14 protein-coding genes are annotated in these 19764 nt (G+C 65.4%); 2 read left to right on the top strand and 12 right to left on the bottom strand.

Going from position 1 to position 19764, the window contains the following annotated elements; translation table 11 throughout:
• Positions 1–344: 344 nt before the first annotated feature.
• The gene (locus SD37_RS17370; RefSeq protein ID WP_044852889.1) at positions 345–3608 is read right to left on the bottom strand and encodes a hypothetical protein; all 3264 of its coding nucleotides are present in this window, start codon (positions 3606–3608) and stop codon (positions 345–347) included.
• A 27-nt stretch (positions 3609–3635) separates the two neighbouring features.
• Between SD37_RS17370 and SD37_RS44300 the strand changes: the two genes are divergently transcribed.
• Positions 3636–4028: a transposase gene (locus tag SD37_RS44300; RefSeq protein WP_145926657.1), complete on the top strand. Its 393-nt coding sequence runs from the start codon at positions 3636–3638 to the stop codon at positions 4026–4028.
• Positions 4029–4205: 177 nt separating this feature from the next.
• Here SD37_RS44300 and SD37_RS43180 read toward each other — a convergent pair whose 3' ends face one another.
• Positions 4206–4343 (bottom strand): hypothetical protein, encoded by a 138-nt coding sequence (locus SD37_RS43180; protein WP_167369649.1) that lies wholly within the window; start codon positions 4341–4343, stop codon positions 4206–4208.
• 47 nt (positions 4344–4390) lie between these two features.
• Positions 4391–8017, bottom strand: a complete 3627-nt coding sequence (locus tag SD37_RS42690) for a hypothetical protein (protein ID WP_145926656.1) — start codon at positions 8015–8017, stop codon at positions 4391–4393.
• A 1005-nt stretch (positions 8018–9022) separates the two neighbouring features.
• Between SD37_RS42690 and SD37_RS42685 the strand changes: the two genes are divergently transcribed.
• Positions 9023–9442, top strand: a complete 420-nt coding sequence (locus SD37_RS42685; RefSeq protein ID WP_145926655.1) for a hypothetical protein — start codon at positions 9023–9025, stop codon at positions 9440–9442.
• Positions 9443–9475: 33 nt separating this feature from the next.
• Here the strand turns inward: SD37_RS42685 and SD37_RS17360 are convergent, their stop codons facing one another.
• From SD37_RS17360 to SD37_RS17320, 9 genes are read right to left on the bottom strand one after another with little or no spacing between them, the layout of a single operon-like run.
• Positions 9476–10954: a class I adenylate-forming enzyme family protein gene (locus SD37_RS17360; protein WP_065912863.1), complete on the bottom strand. Its 1479-nt coding sequence runs from the start codon at positions 10952–10954 to the stop codon at positions 9476–9478.
• Positions 10951–12324: a CoA transferase gene (locus SD37_RS17355; RefSeq protein WP_044852886.1), complete on the bottom strand. Its 1374-nt coding sequence runs from the start codon at positions 12322–12324 to the stop codon at positions 10951–10953. The genes SD37_RS17360 and SD37_RS17355 overlap by 4 nt, the downstream gene beginning before the upstream one ends.
• Positions 12321–13112 carry a class I SAM-dependent methyltransferase gene (locus SD37_RS17350; RefSeq protein WP_083254996.1) on the bottom strand — a complete coding sequence of 264 codons (792 nt, stop codon included), beginning with the start codon at positions 13110–13112 and terminating at the stop codon, positions 12321–12323. Before SD37_RS17350 ends, SD37_RS17355 begins: the two co-directional genes overlap by 4 nt.
• A complete protein-coding gene (locus SD37_RS17345) occupies positions 13103–14596 on the bottom strand; it encodes a class I adenylate-forming enzyme family protein (RefSeq protein WP_174567839.1) in 1494 nt (497 codons plus the stop codon). Before SD37_RS17345 ends, SD37_RS17350 begins: the two co-directional genes overlap by 10 nt.
• On the bottom strand, positions 14593–15882 hold the full coding sequence (locus tag SD37_RS17340) for a protoporphyrinogen/coproporphyrinogen oxidase (RefSeq protein WP_044852884.1): 1290 nt from the start codon (positions 15880–15882) through the stop codon (positions 14593–14595). Before SD37_RS17340 ends, SD37_RS17345 begins: the two co-directional genes overlap by 4 nt.
• The gene (locus SD37_RS17335; RefSeq protein ID WP_044852883.1) at positions 15879–16802 is read right to left on the bottom strand and encodes a UbiA family prenyltransferase; all 924 of its coding nucleotides are present in this window, start codon (positions 16800–16802) and stop codon (positions 15879–15881) included. The genes SD37_RS17340 and SD37_RS17335 overlap by 4 nt, the downstream gene beginning before the upstream one ends.
• The gene (locus tag SD37_RS17330) at positions 16799–17440 is read right to left on the bottom strand and encodes a class I SAM-dependent methyltransferase (protein ID WP_044852882.1); all 642 of its coding nucleotides are present in this window, start codon (positions 17438–17440) and stop codon (positions 16799–16801) included. Before SD37_RS17330 ends, SD37_RS17335 begins: the two co-directional genes overlap by 4 nt.
• Positions 17440–18561, bottom strand: a complete 1122-nt coding sequence (locus SD37_RS17325) for a DegT/DnrJ/EryC1/StrS family aminotransferase (protein WP_044852881.1) — start codon at positions 18559–18561, stop codon at positions 17440–17442. The genes SD37_RS17330 and SD37_RS17325 overlap by 1 nt, the downstream gene beginning before the upstream one ends.
• The gene (locus SD37_RS17320; RefSeq protein ID WP_418189814.1) at positions 18558–19619 is read right to left on the bottom strand and encodes a DegT/DnrJ/EryC1/StrS family aminotransferase; all 1062 of its coding nucleotides are present in this window, start codon (positions 19617–19619) and stop codon (positions 18558–18560) included. Before SD37_RS17320 ends, SD37_RS17325 begins: the two co-directional genes overlap by 4 nt.
• Positions 19620–19764: the final 145 nt, after the last annotated feature.

Here is a 19764-nt window from a genome sequence, read left to right as displayed (position 1 = left end):
ATCACCGTGGTCTTCGGCAGATGCAGGAACTCAGCAAGGGCCACCTCCCGGCCGCTTGCGCCGTGTTGATCACCTCGATCGCCGCTTGTGTCGGCGCAACCTCGACTCCGCGTCGGCCAACCGCTTCTCCACCAGCTCCCTGCCGATCGTAGGTGCCCCGCCCAGCGAAAGCACCAGCGCAGCGACAGTGTCATCCCGGTGCGCCAGGTCGAACACCTGACACAGCTACCCGTTCAGCGCCGGCATCACGACATCCTCACGCACGTTGACCGCCTTCGGATGACTCTCCAGCGCCGGAGATTCGGGCGCTCACATCCACGTCGTACAGCGGTAGTACACCGTCTTCAACGGTTTCTGCCTCGGGCCATGAATCTCCGCAGCCGGTGCGCGAACCAGCTGGGTTTTCCGGCGACGTCCACGAGTCCTTGGTTCGGGACGGCGAACAACTCGTCGGGAGGCAAGTCCGCCAGGTCGGTGTAGATCACGCGGACCCGGTCCGCTTGACCTATGGCATTGATCCAGGCGACCTGCATCTGCTCGTCTGGGTCCACGGCCAGTTCAAGCCATGCTCGGCCGCTGCCGTCGCGCAGCATCAGGTTCAGTCCGTCGACTTGTACCGTCCAGTCGGGGACAGCTTGCGGCTGTCTGTCGGCGTCAAGCCGATCGGGGAACCCCGCGTGCACCATCATCTCCAGTAATGGGTCCGTAACGACATCGCCGACGAACATCGACGCGCTCGCGGTCACGAAGACGAGCACGGGCTCGCCGCGGTTATTCACCGACCACCAGAGTGCGTTCGTTCCACCGTCGATCGATCGCACAACAGTGAAGCCGTCGGGAAGGTTCCCGATGCCCCAAAGTTGGTGCGCTCGGTTCGATGCCTCGATGGTTTCTTCCATGATTTCGCCGAACTTTTCCCAGGCTCGCAGCTGGTTCGAGTTCTCCGCCGCCGCGCGGATGTTTTCGAGAGCGAGGCGCAGCTCGTGAACGTCAAGGTCGGCGATCGGCGCGAGGACGGAGAACCGGGCTCGCTGATCGTCATTCAGCAAATCAGAGAATTCGTGACACCATTGAGTGATTCGTTGCATGGCGTTCGTCAACGACGCAGGGGCCTGGCGATGCGGACGCGCCAACAATGAACCCATCAGAGAAAGCCCGATGTCGAGTACCGCTTCGATTCCGTCGTGTACGAGTACTTCGGCAGCTACTGCCTCGTTGGCGACAACGAGCACTGTGTCCGTTGCTTTGGACCACTGATCGGTTTCCGCATAACGCCGAGCACGTTCGACGGCACCGGCGAACCCTTCGACTCGAAGCTGGACCGGAGAGCTCCCTGGCGCGGCGCTTCCCCCCTGCTCCAGCGCATCAACGATCCAGTCGTGCAGGTCGGAGCAGTCTTCTTGTGCGTACTTCGCTGCGTCTCTGAGAATGCGGAGCGCACCTGAAATCGGTGTGCTGGGCATGTCGAGGTCAGTGACGAGATGAGCTTGTCCGTAGCGCGCGGCCGCAACGAGAATAGGTCGGATTTGATCTGGGCGCTTCTGGCGGGCGACTGCCTGTGCGAGCGCGGCAAGTGTCTGGATCTGCGTGGCTGCCAGTGCTGGCTCGTTGCGATCGGCATCACTGCCCAGGCGTTCGCGGAGATTGAAGGCTACAGTCAGCCACTTCGACGCCAAATCGAACAGACCGGTCAGGGTCGCCAGTGTACCGAGATTGTGCATCAAGAACGTCGCAGTGAGCTGGATTGATTCTACGGCCTGTCGATTCAAGTCGTCGTCGCTGAGCTCTGCGGATAGTACTGACGTCAGGGTAGCATCGACGGTGGACAGCAACGCCGAGGCGTCGGAAAAAAGTGCTTGATCGACCAGTCCGGCGAGAACATCGGCGCAGGTACACACCCAGTTGTACACGTAACCGTGTTCGAGCCCGATCGCCAACCTGCGGAAGACGACTAGAACGCCCTCGTGCACGTAAAGCGCTTCATCAAAACCTTGGACGCTTTTGACACCGTAGCGAAGCCGTTTTTTGATCAGGGATACCATGACCAGTTCGTCAACAGCTGCCCGAGCATTGATCGACCTTGGGCCGTTGTCCGGCAATGACGACGCCCACTTCTCGACGAGCGCGATTGGAACGTGAGATCCTCCACTCATGGCGACAACGCCGAGCACGATAAGTCCTTGCTCGGAAAGACCGTTCAGGAGCTCGCGGACAACGCCCCCTGCACTTTTTGTATAGCTTCCCAGTGGCGTGTCTTGTTCCGTCAAGTCGAAGCGGTCCAGCCGTTCCAGAAAGTCTCGAAGATGCGCGAAGTCGCCACCGAGCGAGCGGACCCAAGCACAGGCCAAGTCGATCGCCAGCGGCCAGGAGCCCAGCTGAGTGGCGAACTCGACCGCGACCGGATCGACTGGGTTGGCCGGATCCGCCGGACTAGGTTGCGATAGCCGGTCTCGGATCAGGCCAGTCGCTTCCTCGGGAGTCATCGCCTTGACCGGCAGCAGTGGCGCGGGATCATACGGCCAGTCACCCCGGTTCGTCGTCACGATCACATGGCCGTATCCGGACGACGGAACCCATTTGCGTGTCGTTGGCCAGTCCACGGCCCCATCGAGAACCAACAGCCAGGGGACGGGCACGTCCGAAAGAAGGTCGCAGAAGGTCTGCGCCGGCGCGTCCCCCACATAGCCTTCTCCGCCCAGCCTGCTCAGGATCGCCGGTAGCTGTTCCATCAACACTTCGTTGGACGACGCGTCCATCCACAAGGTGAAGGCATAGTGCTCTCGGCGTGAGGCAGCCCATGCCGCGGCCGCTGCGGACTTTCCCGATCCTGGCGTGCCGGAGAGCACGGCGACCGGGGGTGTTCCGGACATCAGGCCGTCGCCGGGCAGTCTCTCGGAGAGGAAAGACGCGATTTCCTGTCGTGGGAGGTACCTGTCATCGGGCACGCCGAACGTCCGACCCCAGGTGCGCCCGCCGCCGACATCCGCGAGCACGGCGGCGGACTCGTCCAGAATGCTGGCGATCTGGTCACGATCGATGCCTTGGTACGCGGTCTGCGAGCCGCGATCGTGGACACGATCGACCAGTTGCGCGACCAGGATATGGTGCAGCCGCTGACCGATCCCGCCCTTGCCACGCACTCGTATCCGGGCAACGCGCTCAACAAGCCTGGAGGTCAGCGCGAGCAGCGTCTCCGTGCGTGCGTCGATGACCCGACGCCGCTCATCCGCTGCGATCGCGCTGTGAGCATCCAGCCGGGCGGCATGCTCGACCGCATCCGAAGTGAGCGTACGGTTTGTCACCAGCGTCAGTTCGCGCGCATCAGGGTGCTCGGCTTCCAGTGCGTCGAGGCAAGTGACGGCCGTGCGCAAGCCCATGGTGGTTGACGACGCGGGCATCGAAGCCTTGACCTGCAGAGCGCGAATCGGGCCCTGCTCCGCGGCCGTGCAGACGAGGATGTCCGCTGAATCCTGATCGACGCGGTCGACGTCAACGCGCCAGTCCGGTCGCGAGAACGATTCGTACATGTCCAGCAGCAACTCGACGGTGACCAGGTATTGATATCGAAATCCGAATGCTGCTGCGACGCCGCCCCCGATACCTGTCATGCGGCGAGCATATGTTGCTCGGGTCGTATGTTAAAGCCCGACATGCTGGCGAACGGCCGGGTGCCAATGCAGGCACGTCTTCGCGGTCGGAGTCAAGCCGGAAGTTGCCTTGCAACGGTGGCAGTCCCGGGCAACGCGGTGCCGATAGTCGAATTTGTGAAACTTGCACGTACCATCCGAGCCGAACTCCCTGCCATCCACGCCAGCCTCGACCACGGTCTGTGGAACGCGTTGATCGAATCGGCCAACGCCAAGATTCGCCTCTTGACTCGCCTGGCCTTCGGATTAAAACACCCGCCCCAAAACCCACTTGCACTCCTCGCCCTTGGCGACTATCGCCCCGCACTACCGATAGACCAACAGAGCCTTTTCGCTCTGCCAGACGCTCCCTCACAGACCGCGCGGGGCCAGTACGGGTGAGCTGGTGGTGCAGGGCGGCGCCGCCCAGGAAGGAGCCCGAACGCAGCTCCGCGACCGTGACTGCTTCCACCTAAGCCAGTTCGTCGGTGGCGCCCTGTCCTGTCGGGAAAAATGTTGTGGATATAGTCGGTGGAGTTTGTTGTTGGCGTCGGCGATTAATTGCCAGTCGACTTGGCGTTAATCTTGGTTGGCAGTTTGTTGCAAGGCGACGAGTTCGTTATTAAGGGTGTCGAGGTCGCCGATGCGCCAGTTCAGGCGTTGCCAGGTCAAACGGCGCAGTTCGATTTCGGCAATGTTGCGCGAGCCGGTGACCATTCCTGTCAACTGAAAGCTTGAATTCGATTAGCTCGTACGCAAATAATTTACTCGATCAACGCAGAGATATACCCATCCGGAGGGATCAAATCTCTCAAAGTCGAATGCTTTCTTACCAGAGCTTCAGTATTGCCAGATATTGTCAAAGCGATGACCGCCTTGATCGCAATGAGTAGCGGCATGACAGAGTTCTTGCAAGCAGTGTTTGAATCCGAGCTAACATCGCTTTTATTCAACCGGTTGACCCCATGGTAAACTGTAAGAATGTTGCCTCTTGCCAGAATTCCGGCACCCTGATTTATCTGCTCAAGGTCTGCTATTGGAAAAATACTTGGAGCTGCCTGCGTCAGATCTGGCAACTCGGCGGCGGATTCGATCAAAGCAGGAAGCCCTGGATCGACTATCCGACCGAAGTAACTGGAATAGATTATGTGATGGGGGCTCTGTCGGTGAACCACTTCATCAGAGCTTTGCGCTCGGCGTAACGTAGAAGAAGTTCTGACGACTTCCGCCTGGAAGCCCATCACTTCAAGCGTGCGAATCAGATCAACGGCTGCTGCATGATGACCGTCGGCGACGGGGTCAATTCCCACCCATGCTTGGGACACGGCCGCAGCCATTAGAGGTCGCCATTCTAAAGGCGCAAATGCTGTAGCTCCTAGAGCTTCCTCGGCGCTCAAAGTCCTTGCTTGTTTGGGTGCGCAGTAAGGTGCGGAAGACACGGCGGGAGGCGCCCATCTGGGCACCAACTCAACCCAACGATATAGTAAGGCATGAAGAACGTAGAAAGTAACCGACTGGAGCTTCGCCAACTCGTCCAGATCAAGTTGAGCAAGCGTCCGACGGAGGTAATCAAGGTTCCCCTCCAAGGCCGCGCGTACGCAACGGAGCAAGTCGATCACTACTTTGTCGTGTGCCTGTAGGAATCCGCCATGACGTTCGAAGAAGTCGGCTACCGTCAAGGCGCGTCCTAACAGGGCTGCGGCTGGACCGCCGGGGTTTGTTAAGTTTTGCAGCGTAGCGATCGCTACGTTTCGCGCGACGTTCGCGGCTTCGCCGGCCCGGATCGTTCCCGAGGCCGCCGCTTCGACGAATGGCTCCACGTCCCTCAGGGCAGCACCCCAGTTACTTGACCATACGTGACACTCAAGGCGAAGCCGGAACAGCTGTGCCTTTTCCAGCTGACGCAGCCCTGACACTTCGAGTAGCGCATCGATCCCCGCAAGTGCCTCGCGATAGTCACCTTCCTTGATCAGGGCGTTGATTTTTATGACCTCTCGGCCCAGATCGAGGCGTTCTGTCAAGGGCATCATTTCGCAGTATTGTTCCAACGCCAGTCTCAACTGCTCAATACGTGGCGTGGTGCCACCCCCATCATGGATCAGATTGATGACAGCGATCAGGGCGACACGAAGCGTATGGGCCGTTGCCTCCTGGTCGATTTCATAAGCAGCAGAGATTTGTTGGATCAAAATCTCAAGCACTTCGGCTATGTCGCCACTCACCTCGCGCGGCCGTTCCGCACTCTGATAGAGTACAGACGCGAGATTGGCTGCCGTCTGCAGCCGGAGCAGCGATTGGTCACCAGGGCAATGTGGGAGTATCTCCAGTTCGGCGCGGAGGTAATCTGCAGCTAGGTCGTGAGCGTCTGCAATTTCTAGCATTCGAGCTGTGTTACCAAGAAGCAGCGCGACGCAGTAGTCTTGCGAGTTGACATCCAGGGCGTGCTCAGCTGCGGCGACTGCATGCGCGATGAGTGAAGTCGCGACTGAGTAGTTCTCTTGGTCCATGTAGAATGAGAGCCAGTACTGGACATGGAAAGCTATCATCGAGAGTGCGACGTCAAGCTCGTCCGCATTTCGCAGATCCTCCAGAAGGATAACCTGGACGATCTCATTGACGGCAATCGTGAACGCAGTCGAGTCCAGTGAAACACTGTACTCCCGGCCCCCTAGTGGCATATCCGTGACAGCAAGAGACTGACGTCGCATCGCTCGAACCACTTCGCCCAATGGGGGTTCTTGACCGCCGTACACCCTAGGGCCGCGTTCGACGCCATCCTCGAGCAAAGAACGCGGTTCTAACAGACACGCACTCAAAAGTATGTGAAGTGGAATCCTGCGAGGAGCGAGCAAGCTGGCGAACCTCAGTGCCGCGACAGCTAAACGGTCGGCCTCCGTTGATCTATCAACCATTCGCTGCCAAGCGATCTGTATTGCCCGGACCAATGTGTGCGGGTAGCCATGCGGGACGCAGTCCTCGTCACCCAGCGAACGCATCAGCAGGCTCTCGTAAGCCGCTACGCCAGCCAGGCCGCCGAGGCAGTCATTGAGGTACGTTGCGGCCAGCTCAAGCGCCAACGGCCAACGCTGTAAGCGAACGGCGAGTCCACGCATTAAGTCGGTCTCTGCCGCGTTAGCCTTTCCGCTGTTCAGCAACCGCGCAGCGAGCAAGGTCACCGCTTGTTTCTCGGTCATAGCACCCACCACGACCGATGCGATGTTGGGCCCCGAGATGGCGGTAGGGTCGACGGTTGTTACCAGAACATGCCCCAAGCCGCTGGTCGGCAGCCAATCACGCACACCGCGCAGGCTGGAAGCATTGTCGAAAACCATCAGCCAAGGGTGGGCCGTTCGGGCGAGAGCCCCACGGACCACATCGCGGGCACTCTGCCCCGCTCCCGCCGCGTTCTCGGCAAGTAAGATTGCTGCTTGAACGAACGATGCCTCAATCTGCGCGCTGGTGGCAGCTTCAACCCAGATGATGCTGGTGTACGCATCAGCCCGATCTTCCACCCATGCTGTGGCTATTCCGGTCTTGCCAATACCGGACAGTCCGGTGAGCACGCAGACCGGTACCGAGTCGCCAGAAATTGGGGTACTCAAGGTTTGCCCGATCCGTTCCAGTACGTCCGGGCGAGCTATGTCCGTGGCACGGGGAGCGGGTGTCAGGGGTACAGCCCAGTCCCGATCGCGCATCAAGGTCCGCAACACTTGCGGGTCAATGCGGAGAGCAGCATCCAGCGCCGCCCTGTCGAGAATCGGGCAATCGGGACTCGCAGCCTTCGCTAGAACCTCGGCAACCAGGTAGCCAGTAAGAAGGCCTGCCGCGTCCCATCCGACATTGCGTGGATCAACCATCCTGCGCGCCGCGCGCACCTGCTCGCGCACTGCAGTGCGAAGTTCGTCGACCGATCGGTCGTCTATTACGAATTGGACGCGCGCTAGACGGCCGACCCACTCACTTCCCGCGGCGAGCACAGCCCGCTGAACCTCGGGTGAGCGGGAGACCACAGCCGCGATCCGTTCGCGAGCGCCGTCTTCATGCACGGCGTCGATGAGAGTCAGCAGCCCAGGGCTCGGCCGCCGATTCGTGATCAGTGCGTACCGGTCAGCCTCGTGGGTTAACAGCCGGAGCAGGACTCGAACAGCATCAGCTGCACTCATCGTGCTGCCTGGAGTGCCGCCCTTCACTTGCGCTGCCAGCTCGCAGCGATCACCTCGTAACAGTGCGAAGTCGACGATTTCCTGGTCGGCCTGCAGGTCGCTAGCCGGTGGCGCATCGACGACCACGCCGCTGAGCCAGTCATCGGCATCCAGCAGGCCTCGCAGGGCGAACGAAAGCGTGCTCAAGAACTGGTATTCGAACCCGAGTGCCGCCGCCTGTCCACCCACTGCACTCCCATCATCGCGCCGAAAGCCCTGATACGAGCCACATCGAATTCTAATGATTGGGACCGACAGTTTCTGGCAGCGAGGATCTACGGGCTCTTCGCGTGCCTGGTGGCACGTAGCCAAGTACCCGATCCGACGATTGCTACCAGCTAGTAGTAAACCGTCTCAAGTTGCTGACCTCCCCAACTGCTCACGCGAAGGGCCGCCGCCTGTCCGTCGAGCAGGCGACCGAGAACTGCTGAAACCTCAGCAGTAGCGCTGCTGACCTGCTCGCGGTGTCACGTGTCCTTGACGCAGACGGCTGTGAGACGAGCTAAGGCAACTGCAGGCGTGTGGTTAGTGCGCAAGACGCCCCTCGGACACACTTGCATGGTGGATCTCCCACAGCACAGAGTAATCGGCCCGCTTCGGCGGGGCTTTCTTGCGTTCCCGGCACGACCGGGTCGTCTAGACTGATCGTGGTCGTGCCCTCCCCGCGTGCGGTAGTCCGGGGAGGTGTGTCGTGCCCCGTCCGATCTCATCGGTGTCCCTGCCCGGCACAGCCCCCTCCTCCGGGCGCGCCAGGCCACCGCTGTCGGCCCCGGTTCCGCTGGAACTTCCCTCCCTGCGCCCGCTGGACACGACCGGTGGTCCGCGGTTGTCGATCGCGGTGCTCGACGCCGGTGGCCGCTTGCAGGACCGGGGCGCGCGGTCGCGGCCCTGGGCCCAGCAGGCAACAACCGCGGACGACCGGACAACCACGAGGGCCACCGACCCACCGTCTACATCCGCGAACAAGAGCCGGCCGTCGAGCAGACCGCCGAAGAACGCATGTGGGCCTTTCTATCTCACCGAGTACGCGCACGGCCGCACACCCACCGGCGCCGACCTCGACCAGATCGCCGGCACCCACAACTGCGGCCACCGCGTTCTCCGGAAATGGCGGAAACAAGGAACCTCCCCCACGCGGCGCCGCCACCACATGAAGCAAGCACTCCAGATGAAACACCGTCAACAGCCCAAGCGATGACATCTCAAAACCAGCACCACACGCAAGCGCTCCGGCGCGGGCTTTGCCCAGCACCCCAACGATTATCAGGCCGTAAAATCTCGGCCCCGAATTCACCGGCCGGGGGGATCCAGCAGCGGCTCACTCCTGACCCGGGCTCCTGGTACCGGCTCAGCTTCCAGCACAGCCCCGATGCTTGGCGTAACTTCGTCGGCCAGAACGTCGACTTCACCGTCGAATTCACCGACGACGACGGGACAACCCTGGTGTCAAACGAGATCAGGCCCCACGAGACGGACGGCAAGGCGCACTGGCGGAAGGTCATGCTCCGGCCCTTCCAGGCGCACACTGACACCCTTTTCCTCAAGTTCAAGGGAAACAACAGTTCCTCGTGCCAGGCCGCCATCACCAACGTGAAGGTGCTCGAGGTCTGGTAAGCAGGTCCGCCCGACCGGTCCCCATCGCGTGCCTCAGGCGCGCCAGCGCGGCGGTGAACCGTAGCGGCGGGCGGCGAGCCGGGTCAGCGTGCGGCGGCAGACCTTGCCAGTGCGACCGAGCGGAAGTGCGTCGAGGACAAGCAGGAACTCCGGCAGTTTGGGAGCCGCGACGCCGTTGCCGGTAAGGAAGGCCGTGAGCTCGGCCAGTGCCGGTGACCGTCCGTTCCGGAGGGTCACACAGGCGCAGAGGCGTTGCCCGAGTTCGGGATCCTGCACCGGGACACAACTGACTTCCTTCACCGCGGGATGGTGCCCGATCGCCCGCTCCACCTCGGCAGGGCTGATCGTGTAGCCACCGCGGATCACGACGCGTTTGCGTCTGCCGGTGACGTGCAACCGGCCCTGATCGTCGAATCTGCCATTGTCGCCCGTCCGTACCCAGCCACCGTCGATCCGGTATGCCGTGTCCAGCTCCGGTGCGCCGACGTAGCACAGCGGGGTCATCGGACCTCGCGCGCAGATTTCGCCGTTGATAACGCGAATCTCGCAGACGGCGGGATCCGGGACGCCGACACCGTTCTCCGGCGTCGTCGTATGGCAGTTGACGCCGTCGGATGAACCGTAGATGTCGATCATGTCGACACCGAACCGCTCACGACACGCGGCGAGCGTCGAAGGCGGCAGGGTGTCGCCGCTCGACACCATGGCCACGAGCGCGGAGGTGTCCACGTCCGCAGGGTGATCGGCCATCCGCCGCCACATGGTGGGGACGGCGAACACGTGAGTGGAGTGATGCTCGCCGATCAGCCGGAGCGCCGCACCCGGTTCGAACCGGCGTGTCAGGATCAGCGTGCCGCCGAAACAGCACAGTGTCACCGGCACGCCGAACGAACCGAAGCCCGACGTCGGCTGGACGAGGACCAGATCGCGCGGGACCGGAGTGCCGCCGTGGACGGAGCGGAGGTAGTTGGCCCGGCCGCCGGCGAAGGCGTTGTGCGAATAGGCGACCATCTTCGGTTCCGACTCCGAGCCGGACGACACCAGGATCCGCGCCGGAGCGTCCGGATGCGGACGGACGCGGTTCGCTCGACGCGGTCGCGGTGAACCCACCACTCGCCCATTCCCGACGACGAACCGCACACCCGCGCGTTCGAGAAGCCGGTCCGATCCCGGTGGCACGGGCAGGACCACGGCACCGACCGCGAGCACGGCCAGTTCGGCGATCACCGCGGCACGTCCGGTGGGCTCTCGCACCCCGACGATGTCCGTGGAGCCGCAGCCGGCGGCCTCCAGCCGCCCGGCCAGTTCCCGCGCCGCGGCGTCCAGTGCCGGGTAGGTCAGCGATCCCTCGTCGTCGATGACCGCTGTGCGCAGCGGATGCTCACGCACCCGGTCACGGAACAACGAGTACAGGTCCCTGTCCGGACAATGTCCACTTCGGACCCACTCGCGGCGCAGTCCGGCGGGCACGAGATCGGGCAGGACCACTCCGGTCACGGATACCCAGGTCATAGGGTGAACTCCCAGGGCGACGCGACGAGTACGCACTCCCTCGGGATGAGCGCGCGGGCGAAGCGGGGGTCCACGGCGAGCGCGGCGAGATCTTCGCAGACCGGCACGGTCAACGGCCGGTCACATCGCCGTCGAGCACCCGCGTTGAGCCGGCAGGCCGCGGACAGGAGCGACGAGTCGACCCGCGTGGCGCCGCGCGCCAGTGCCGTCACGATCCCGTGCGCGGAGACGATCCCGCCGAACACGTCGACGATCGTCATCAACGACGGCGGTACGCCCGCGTGGGCCTGTACGACGTAGTCCGTGCCCACCGGTGGTTTCGGTCCGAACTCGGTGCCCCAGCCCGACGCGGACGAGTACACGATCCCGGGCCGGACACGCGCCAGATCGTTCGGGCACAACGACCATTGTCCCGCCTTGCCCGGTGCCCAGTTGTGCAGGAACACGTCGGCCCCGGCGGCGAGTTCGAGCAGTTGCCGCCTGCCGCCTGGCGTGTTCAAGTCGGCTTCGACGACTTCCTTGCCTTCGTTGAGCGCGCGGAACCTGGCTGAAGTGTCACCGGCGACCGGAGGCACCCACCGCAGCGGGTCGCCGCCCGGCGGCTCGATCCGCCGCACCGTCGCGCCGAGAAGCCGCAACAGGTGCCCTGCCATGGGGCCCTGCACCCGGCGGCACGATTCGAGGACCACCAAGCCCGACAACGGAAGCAGCTCCACCGGCCGGACGGGCCGGTGCCCGCGCCCGTTCCCGCTCACGACGAAGGCGGGCGACCGGTCGAGCGCCCGATCCGAGACCCGCATCAGGGTCATGCCCGCGCTGTCGGCTGCCCGTTCTATCGCGGCGATCGGGAGCGAGGCGAGCAGTCCCGGCAACCGCGGCGGCAGCGGACAGGTCGCGGTCGCGAACCTGTGCGCGAACGGCCGCCAGCCAGTCGAAACCGCCTTCTCGTCGGCTCCGAGCCGGGTCCAGAACCGTTGCCAGACAACCGGATCGAGGGTCTCGATCTCGAAGGCCACACGGTCGGCCGAACGAAACGGCGGGCCGCCGGGGGCGAACGACTCCCGGTGTTCGTCCCCGGCCGTCGCCGCCGCCAAGTACTGGGAGATCGCCAGCAAAGCGGCCTGTGCCAGCGAGGTAGCCACCCCGCGCAGGGGAATCCCGCGCGCCCTGGCCAGTTTCAGCGCGACGGCGCCCATTTCGGCGAGTTCGACCGCGAGAAGGGACGCGTAGTCGAGTCCCAGCGGCGTCGGCCTCCCGAATCTCCGGCCGTGCACCTGCATGATCCCGCAGGCCGCCTGTACGTCGAGTTCGCCCGCCAGCGGCAGGTCGACCGGCCCCGCCACGGTCACGGCGTCCAACGCGGTGGTCATCCGGCGCTCCGTCCGTGCACGGAGTACACGACACACGACGACGCCCGGAACCGCGGATCCGCCATCACCGCGCGCACTTCGGCGAGTTCGTCGTCGGTCATCCCCGCGGCGAACAACCGGTCTCGCAGGTGGCGGGTGTGATGGATCAGCAACCGCACGCCGGGCGAGCCCGCCCGCCACGGGAACAGCGTGGGCACCGGGTCGACGTCGACCAGCCCTGCCGCGGCCATGGAGGCGGCGACGCGACGGCCCCAGGTACCGTCGCCGCCCGCGGCCTCGAACGTCTTCTCCTTGGCGGCCAGGAACGCCTCGTAGAGGTTCGCCGCCCGTGCGTCGGGTGCGAGCAGCACCGGACCGTAGGAGATGTCGAACTCGTCGATCTGCAACCAGCCGCCTGGTCTCAACGCCCGTGCCAGCTTGCGCAGCACCGCTTCGCGCTCAGGTAGATGCTGCAAAACCAGCCGGGCGTGGATGAGGTCGAATCCGCCGCGTGGCAACGGATCGTGGACGACGTCGTGCCGGAGCACGGTCAGCCCCGGCACGGGAGCGATGTGCTCGGGTTTGATGTCGGTCGCCAGCACCGACCCGGTGGGGGCCACCTTGCCGGCGAGCCAGTGCGCGACGCCGCTGCCGCCCGCGCCGACTTCGAGACAGGACCAACCGGGTCCGACGCCGGTCTGAACCAGTCGGGCGAGAGTGAACGGGTCGTACGCCTCGGAGAGGCATCGATGCTGCTCGGTGGCGTGGTCACTGTGGTTGTCGAAGACGTAGGCCGTGGTCACGTCCACCTTCCCGATCCGTTCGTCTCGCTCGTCCCGGTCAGCCGTGCCAGCAGGTCGAGGCGCCGGACCTTGCCGGTGCCGGTTCTCGGCACGTCGTCCCACGGAAGCACCACCGGCTCTCCCATCGGCGGAAGGCCGGACACCGCAGCCCGCCACTCCGCCGGATCCAGTCCGGTGTCGGTCACGATCACCGGAATCGGTTCCCGGCCCGCCGCGGACAGCACCACGCATTCGGAGATGGCCGGAAGGCTGTCCTCGATCAGGTCCTCCAGCGCGAGGCAGCTCGTCCCTGGAACGGTGTCGACCTCGCGATCCAGCAGGGTTACCGCACCGGTCCGGCTCACCACCCCCAGGTCGCCGGTGTTCCACCACGACCCGGACGCCTTGGCCGCCCACCGGTCCTGCTCCCCCACATAGCCCACGCACTGTGCGCGGGTCCGCGCCAGCACCAGCCCGGCCGTGCCGCGCGGCACCGGTTCGGCGGTCTCCGGATCGACGACCCGGAGCCTGGCGAGTCCCGGCAGCGGCCTGCCGAGATCCCGGGTCGTGCGCACGGAACGCCTGGTGAAGAAGCGGAACGAAAGCGGTCCCGTTTCGGACTGACCCCAGCCTTGCATCCACAGTGGACGCTTGCGCTCGCTGGCGTGCAACATCGTCCTGATCACCGGTGGGTGCACGGCGTCGTAGGTGCTGACGAACCGCCGGACCCGGCGGAATGGATTCGCGGGCGTGGCCGCGAGAGGACGCCAGCGGATGAACGTCGACGGGAGCGCTTCGAGGACAGTCGGCTGATGCCGCCCGAACACCTCGGCCGCCGCGGAGTGGTCACTCAGGATCACGAGCTCACTGGGCGCGAGGCACATCGCCGAAGCCGTCCAGCAGAACGTGCGGCCGTGCGAGTACGCGCTGGCGTTGCCGACCACGTCGTCACGCCGGACACCGATCACCGGCCAGCGCACCGATTCCGGCCGGGCCAGCCGATCGATGATCGTCCGCGTCGTGTGCACCACCAGCTTCGGGACGCCGGTCGTCCCCGACGTATGGCAGATGAGCAGCGGTTCGTCGGGATGCCTCCGGTGCGGCGTCGGCGGCCGGGCTGCGGCGAAATCCTCGACGCGCAAGACGCGGTTCGCTCGCAGGCCGGGGCGATCGGTGACCAGCGTCGCCGCGTCCAGGCGCTTCACCAGGATCTCCAGCGTCTCGTCCGGCAGGTGGCCGGACAGCTTCGCCGCGACCGCACCGACCCGCACCGCGGCGCACGCCAGCAGGTCGTAGTCCCAGTGGTTGCGTTTGACGATGGCGACGCGGTCACCCGGCCGGACACCGGCTTCGTACAGCCATCCCGCCGCGTCCCGCACCAGCTCGGCGAGTCGCGCGACCGGGTAGGTGACGCCGCCCGCGGGCGCGATGTCGAACGGCCGGTCGAGGCGTACGGTCGTCCGCGTCCGCGCACACTCGTCGAACAACGTTCCCATGTCGTGTGGTTTCATCGTGCCCTTTCCTCCACGGCGAGACGGGCGAGGCGCTTCGCGGCCGCCAGCCCCGATCGGACCGCTGCTTCGCTGCACGGACTGAGGTAGACCCAGTCGCCCGCGTAGTCGACGGGGCCGCCGAGACCTGCCTCGAAGGCAGCGCGCAAGGCGAGCGCGCGAGGCGTCACTTCGGGCGCCGCGTGCCGCACCCGCCGGACGATCGCGCGCCGCGTGGCCGACCGCAGGCCCGGCACGAGATGTTCGGTGGCGTCGGTCAAGCGTTCCGCCACGTCCTCGTCGGACGCGTCCAGCAGCTCCGGTACCACGGCCGGATGGGCCATGAGCGTGACCAAGCCGCGGCCCTCGGGCGCGCGGCCGGGGTGTTTGAGGTGGTCGAAGATGACCGTGGACACGGTGCCGTTCTCCGCGGTCGGCACGATCAGGGCGTAGTCCGGGCCGCCGAGAGGGCGGTCGAGAAGCAGGTGCGCCTTGACCACGGGCGTGAACGAGCACACGCTGAGGAACTCGGACCCGTGCCGCGGGTACAGCTCGGCCGCGACCGGAGCGGGGACCGCCAGTACGACCGCCTTGGCGCTGATTTCCCGGCTACCGCTGATGATTCGAGGCGTGGTCCCGTCGGCGACGACCCGATCGACCCGGAACCCGGTGCGGACGTCCACGTGCCCGGCGAGGGCGCGGGCGAAGGTGTCCATGCCGTCGCTGTACACCCGCCAGGTCCGCGGCGGGCCCACCGACGTGAGCAAGGCCAGTAGTGGCGCGGCCGCCGACCGCGCGGGATTCCAGCCGAAGAACCCCGAGACGACCGGCTGCAGCAGATAGTTCAGCAGATCCGGGTGGTACGGCGCGGCGAACTCCGTGACGGTGCGATCCCCCAGCCGCGAACTCTCCGGCCGTTCGGTGTCGAACCTCCCCCGGATCACCCGCGCGCCATCCAGCCGGGCCCGCGGCGACAACCCGGCTCCGGTGATCAGTCCTCGCGGTTGCGCGACGCCGGACCGGGCCCGGCCGCGCCACATCGCGATGCCACGGCCGATTCTGGGCGCCGAGGTCCGGTCGATGCCCAGCTCCGCCAGCAGCCGCCAGGTCGCCGGGTAGCCCCGTTCCGCCATCTGCTCGGCGCAGGTGTCGATCAGATAGCCGTCCTCGCGCACCGTCGTCATCCGGCCGCCGACCACGTCCGCCGCCTCGAACACCCGTACCTCGCGCCCCGACTTGCCCAGCTCGAACGCGGCGGTGAGCCCGGCGACGCCCGCGCCCACCACCGCCACGTCGACGTCGGTCATGTGATCACCACCAGGTTCACCACGACCAGCGACAGCACGGTGATCCGGTGGATGCGGATACCGAGCATCCGGGCCCGCATGATGTCGCCCAGCGCGAACCCGAGCCACACCTGGCGTATTCGCGCCACGATCGTGGGCAGCAGCGTGAGCGGGAACCACCACGGACCACCGAGGGTGGGCACGGCGAGGATCAGCGCGAACTCGGCCGCCGACACGGCGACCACGAAGAACATGTTGCCGCGCGGGGAGGTCAGCGCCGCGACCGTGGGCCTGCCGACCCGCCGGTCACCGTCGACGTCGTTGGTGTTGGAGTAGACGCCGAACAACAGCGGTCCCAGTCCGAAGAGCAGCGCCTCCGCGAGCGCGAGCCCGGTGAACTCGCCGGTCGCGAGGCCGTACGGCGCGAGCACCAGCGCCCAGCCGAGCGCCGCGATGAAGAACTCCTGGAAACCGTGATAACTGAGCTTCACACCCCAGGAGTACTGCAGCGAGAAGAAGTAGGTGCCCACAATCAGCACCACGGTCCACAAAGGACCATGCGGCGCGATCACGACGGCCCCGAACCAGAGCACCGCACCGATGACCCCGGTCACCCACGCGAACCGCAGCACCTGGTCCTCGTCGAGTGTTCCCGCCACCAACGGTTTGCGATACCGCTTGCGTTTGGGGTCGTCCGGCGAATAGTTCGTGATGTCGCTGCCGTCGCGGTACCCGGTCAGATCGTCCAGCGCGACCATCGCAGCGATCACGAACACCTCGCCGAGCAGGAACACGCCGATAGTGAGGAGGACACCGGGGTCGAACCTCGTCACCGGGGCTAGCAGCGTCCACACCACGATCACGCCGAGGTAGTAGTCGACGATGTCGAGTTTCGCGAGCCGGAAATACGCCTTGCCCCGGGTGACGGCCAGTGTCGTCATCGCGGATCGTCCAGTGCGATCAACGCCGCGAAGGACCGGTCTCCGCCATAACGCAGTTCGCGTCGTTCGACCAGCCGGGCACCGGGAAGCAGGACAAGGTATTCCTCCAGACTCCGCAGCCTCGAGAACCGTCCGACGGGAATGTCCGCTTCCTCGTACTCGATGAGAACGAGATGCCGCGCCGCCGCGGCGATCGCCCGGCACGCGTCGGCGACCTCGTCGTCGTCCAGCACGTGCATCAGGACCCATACGCAGACGGCGACGTCGAAACGCTTGTCCTTCCAGGGAAGCCGCTGGACGGTCGCGCCCCTGAAGTCCACATTGGACAAGTGAGCGCAGTTCTCCCTGGCGAGCGCGAGCATGCGCGGGGTCATGTCGATCGCCGTGAGCGTCCGCGCCCGCGCCGCGATCGACGGGGTGATCCTGCCCATCCCGCACCCGATCTCCAAAGCCGTGTCGACCGCGCCGACGGACCGCAGAAGGCCGGTGACGAGCCGAAGGGTGCGGGCGGTGGTCTCCGCCGCGAGTTCGGCGGGCTGGGAGGCGCGCATGACCCGCGCCAGCCCGGGTCGTTCGGCGCGTTTGCGCCATTCGTCGGCGACCTCGCTCGGTGCGGGCGTCCGGGTGATCTGCTGCATCACGACTCCTTCGCGAATTCGCACACCGCGTCCGCGATGCGTTCCACCTGCTGATCCGTCAAATGGGGGTAGATCGGGATGGCTAGCGACCGCCGCGCGGCGAGCTCCGCCGCCGGCCAGGTCTGACCAGGCCGGGCGTAGGGCGCGAAGGCGGGTTGCCGTGGCAGCGGGTTCCGGTAGTACACGTGCGAGCCGATTCCTCGCGCCGCCAAGAACTCATGGAGTTCGTCTCTGCGTTCACAGAGCAGGGAATAGACGTAGTAGCACCGTCCGTCGCTCGCCGAAGGCGGTGCGAGCACGCCGCAGCCCGCCAGTTCTCTGAAGCGTCCGGTGTAGTACTCCCCGATCCACGCCCGTCGTTCGAGCCGTCCCGGCAGGGTCGGGAACCGGTGCAGCTGGAACGCCGCCATGATCTCGTCGAACCGGCTGTTGTAGCCGATGCGGTGGTGGCGGAACCGGGTCGTCCCGTCTTGGCCGTGGTTGCGCAGCATCCGTACCGTCGAGCCGAGTTCGCGGTCGTCGGTGACGACCATGCCACCTTCACCCGGCATGCCGAACGTCTTGACCTGCACGAACGAGTACACCCCCGCGTCACCCCAGCGCCCGGCCGGGGTACCCGCCAGCACTCCCCCTTGCGCGACCGCCGAGTCCTCCAGGAGCCGTACGCCCGCGCCGTCGGCGACGCGGCGGAACGCGGGCATGTCCGCCATGACCGAGAACATGTGCGCCGGCATGAGTACCTTGGTGCGCGGGGTGATCAGGCGTGTGACCGCCTCGGGATCGGCGACCATGGTCCAGGGGTCGACATCGGCGAACACCGGTGTCGCGCCGACCAAGGCCGGTGCGGCCGCGAGCGGTGCGCAGCCGAAGGCGGGCACGATCACCTCGTCACCGGCGCCGACGTCCATCGCGCGCAACACCAGCATGAGCGCCGAGGTTCCGCTGCCGCAGGCGATGGCGTCGGCCGCGCCGATCGAGTCCCGGATCGCCGCCTCGAAAGCGGCCGTGCACTCGCCGAGGATGAACTTCTGCTCAGGCGCGGTACCGACGCGTTCGACGATGTCCAGCAGTGCCTCTCGGTCGCCGTCGAAGAGATCCACCGGAAAGAACGGAAGTGTCATATTCGCCGCCCATGATAGAAATGGCGAACAGCGGAAGACACCTGTTCGACGTCATCCGTGGACATATCCGGATACAGCGGCAGTGCGAGGGTATGACGGCAGGCCTGCTCGGCATTCGGGAAATCACCCTCGCGATATCCGCGGTCGGCGAAGCAAGGTTGCAGGTGCAGCGGCGTCGGGTAGTAGACCTCGGTCTGCACGCCTTTCGCCGAAAGATGGGCTGCCAGATCATCTCGCGAGTCGACTTCGATCACGTAGACGTAGAACACGCTGTCCGGTCGTATCGCCGGTGTCTTGCGCACACCCGCCACACCGTCGAGCGATTCCGTGTACCGGGCGGCCAGGCTCGCGCGGCGGGCGATGTCGCCGTCCAGCCTGGTGAGTTTCGCGAGGAGGACCGCGGCCTGGATGTCGTCCATCTTGCTGTTGAACCCGGGCAGCCCCGTCGTCGTGGAGATGGCGGGGAAGTCGCCTATCGTGGCGCCGAACCGGCCGTGGTGGCGAAGCGCGTCGACGGTCTCGGCGATTGCGGGATCGTCGGTGAGGACGGCACCCGCGTCGCCGATCGCGCCCAGCGTCTTCGTCGGGAAGAACGACAGCACGCCACCCGCCCCGAACAGCCCGGCGTGGGTGCCGTGTCGGCGCATGCCGATGGCCTCCGCGCTGTCCTCGACCACCGTGAGGCCGAGCCGCCGGGCCTCGCCGAGCACCCCGTCGATGTCCGCGAGCTGCGAGAACAGATGTGTCGGCATGACGAATCGAGCGCGTTCGCCGACAGCCCCGGCCAGCGTGGCGGGGTCGATCCCGTATCCGTCCGGTTCGATATCGGCGAAGACCGGCTGTCCGCCCGCGAGCACCACCGACGACGCCGACGCCACGAAGGAGAACGCGGGAACCACCACTTCCTCGCCGGGCCGCAGGCCGGCCGCCCGCAGGAGCAGGACCAACGCGTCCGTTCCGCTGTTCACCCCGACGACGAACCGCGCACCGGTGTACGCGGCGAGCGCGGCCTCGAGTTCGGCGACCTTGCGACCATGCGAATATTTGCCATTCTCCACCACGTCGAGAATGTGCTGCTCAGTTGTTGTCCACAGTTGCTCGAATGTGCGCGATTGGTTGTAGAAAGACACCGCCAGCGTACCCACCTCCGGGGGCATAGGAACCGTTCCCGAGCGTAGGACAGGTAAACCGTCTACTCGGCGG

The organism is Amycolatopsis orientalis (assembly GCF_000943515.2).
In the GTDB taxonomy this organism is placed as follows: domain Bacteria; phylum Actinomycetota; class Actinomycetes; order Mycobacteriales; family Pseudonocardiaceae; genus Amycolatopsis; species Amycolatopsis orientalis.
This window is presented reverse-complemented; position numbering and strand designations above follow the sequence as displayed.

Coding starts and splice junctions, on each gene's coding strand:
- SD37_RS42685 (WP_145926655.1), top strand. CDS start 9,023: ATGACATCTCAAAACCAGCACCACACGCAAGCGCTCCGGCGCGGGCTT.
- SD37_RS43180 (WP_167369649.1), bottom strand. CDS start 4,343: ATGGTCACCGGCTCGCGCAACATTGCCGAAATCGAACTGCGCCGTTTG.
- SD37_RS44300 (WP_145926657.1), top strand. CDS start 3,636: ATGTTAAAGCCCGACATGCTGGCGAACGGCCGGGTGCCAATGCAGGCA.
- SD37_RS17360 (WP_065912863.1), bottom strand. CDS start 10,954: ATGACCTGGGTATCCGTGACCGGAGTGGTCCTGCCCGATCTCGTGCCC.
- SD37_RS17370 (WP_044852889.1), bottom strand. CDS start 3,608: ATGACAGGTATCGGGGGCGGCGTCGCAGCAGCATTCGGATTTCGATAT.
- SD37_RS17345 (WP_174567839.1), bottom strand. CDS start 14,596: ATGAAACCACACGACATGGGAACGTTGTTCGACGAGTGTGCGCGGACG.
- SD37_RS17335 (WP_044852883.1), bottom strand. CDS start 16,802: ATGACGACACTGGCCGTCACCCGGGGCAAGGCGTATTTCCGGCTCGCG.
- SD37_RS17355 (WP_044852886.1), bottom strand. CDS start 12,324: ATGACCACCGCGTTGGACGCCGTGACCGTGGCGGGGCCGGTCGACCTG.
- SD37_RS17325 (WP_044852881.1), bottom strand. CDS start 18,561: ATGACACTTCCGTTCTTTCCGGTGGATCTCTTCGACGGCGACCGAGAG.
- SD37_RS17340 (WP_044852884.1), bottom strand. CDS start 15,882: ATGACCGACGTCGACGTGGCGGTGGTGGGCGCGGGCGTCGCCGGGCTC.
- SD37_RS17330 (WP_044852882.1), bottom strand. CDS start 17,440: ATGCAGCAGATCACCCGGACGCCCGCACCGAGCGAGGTCGCCGACGAA.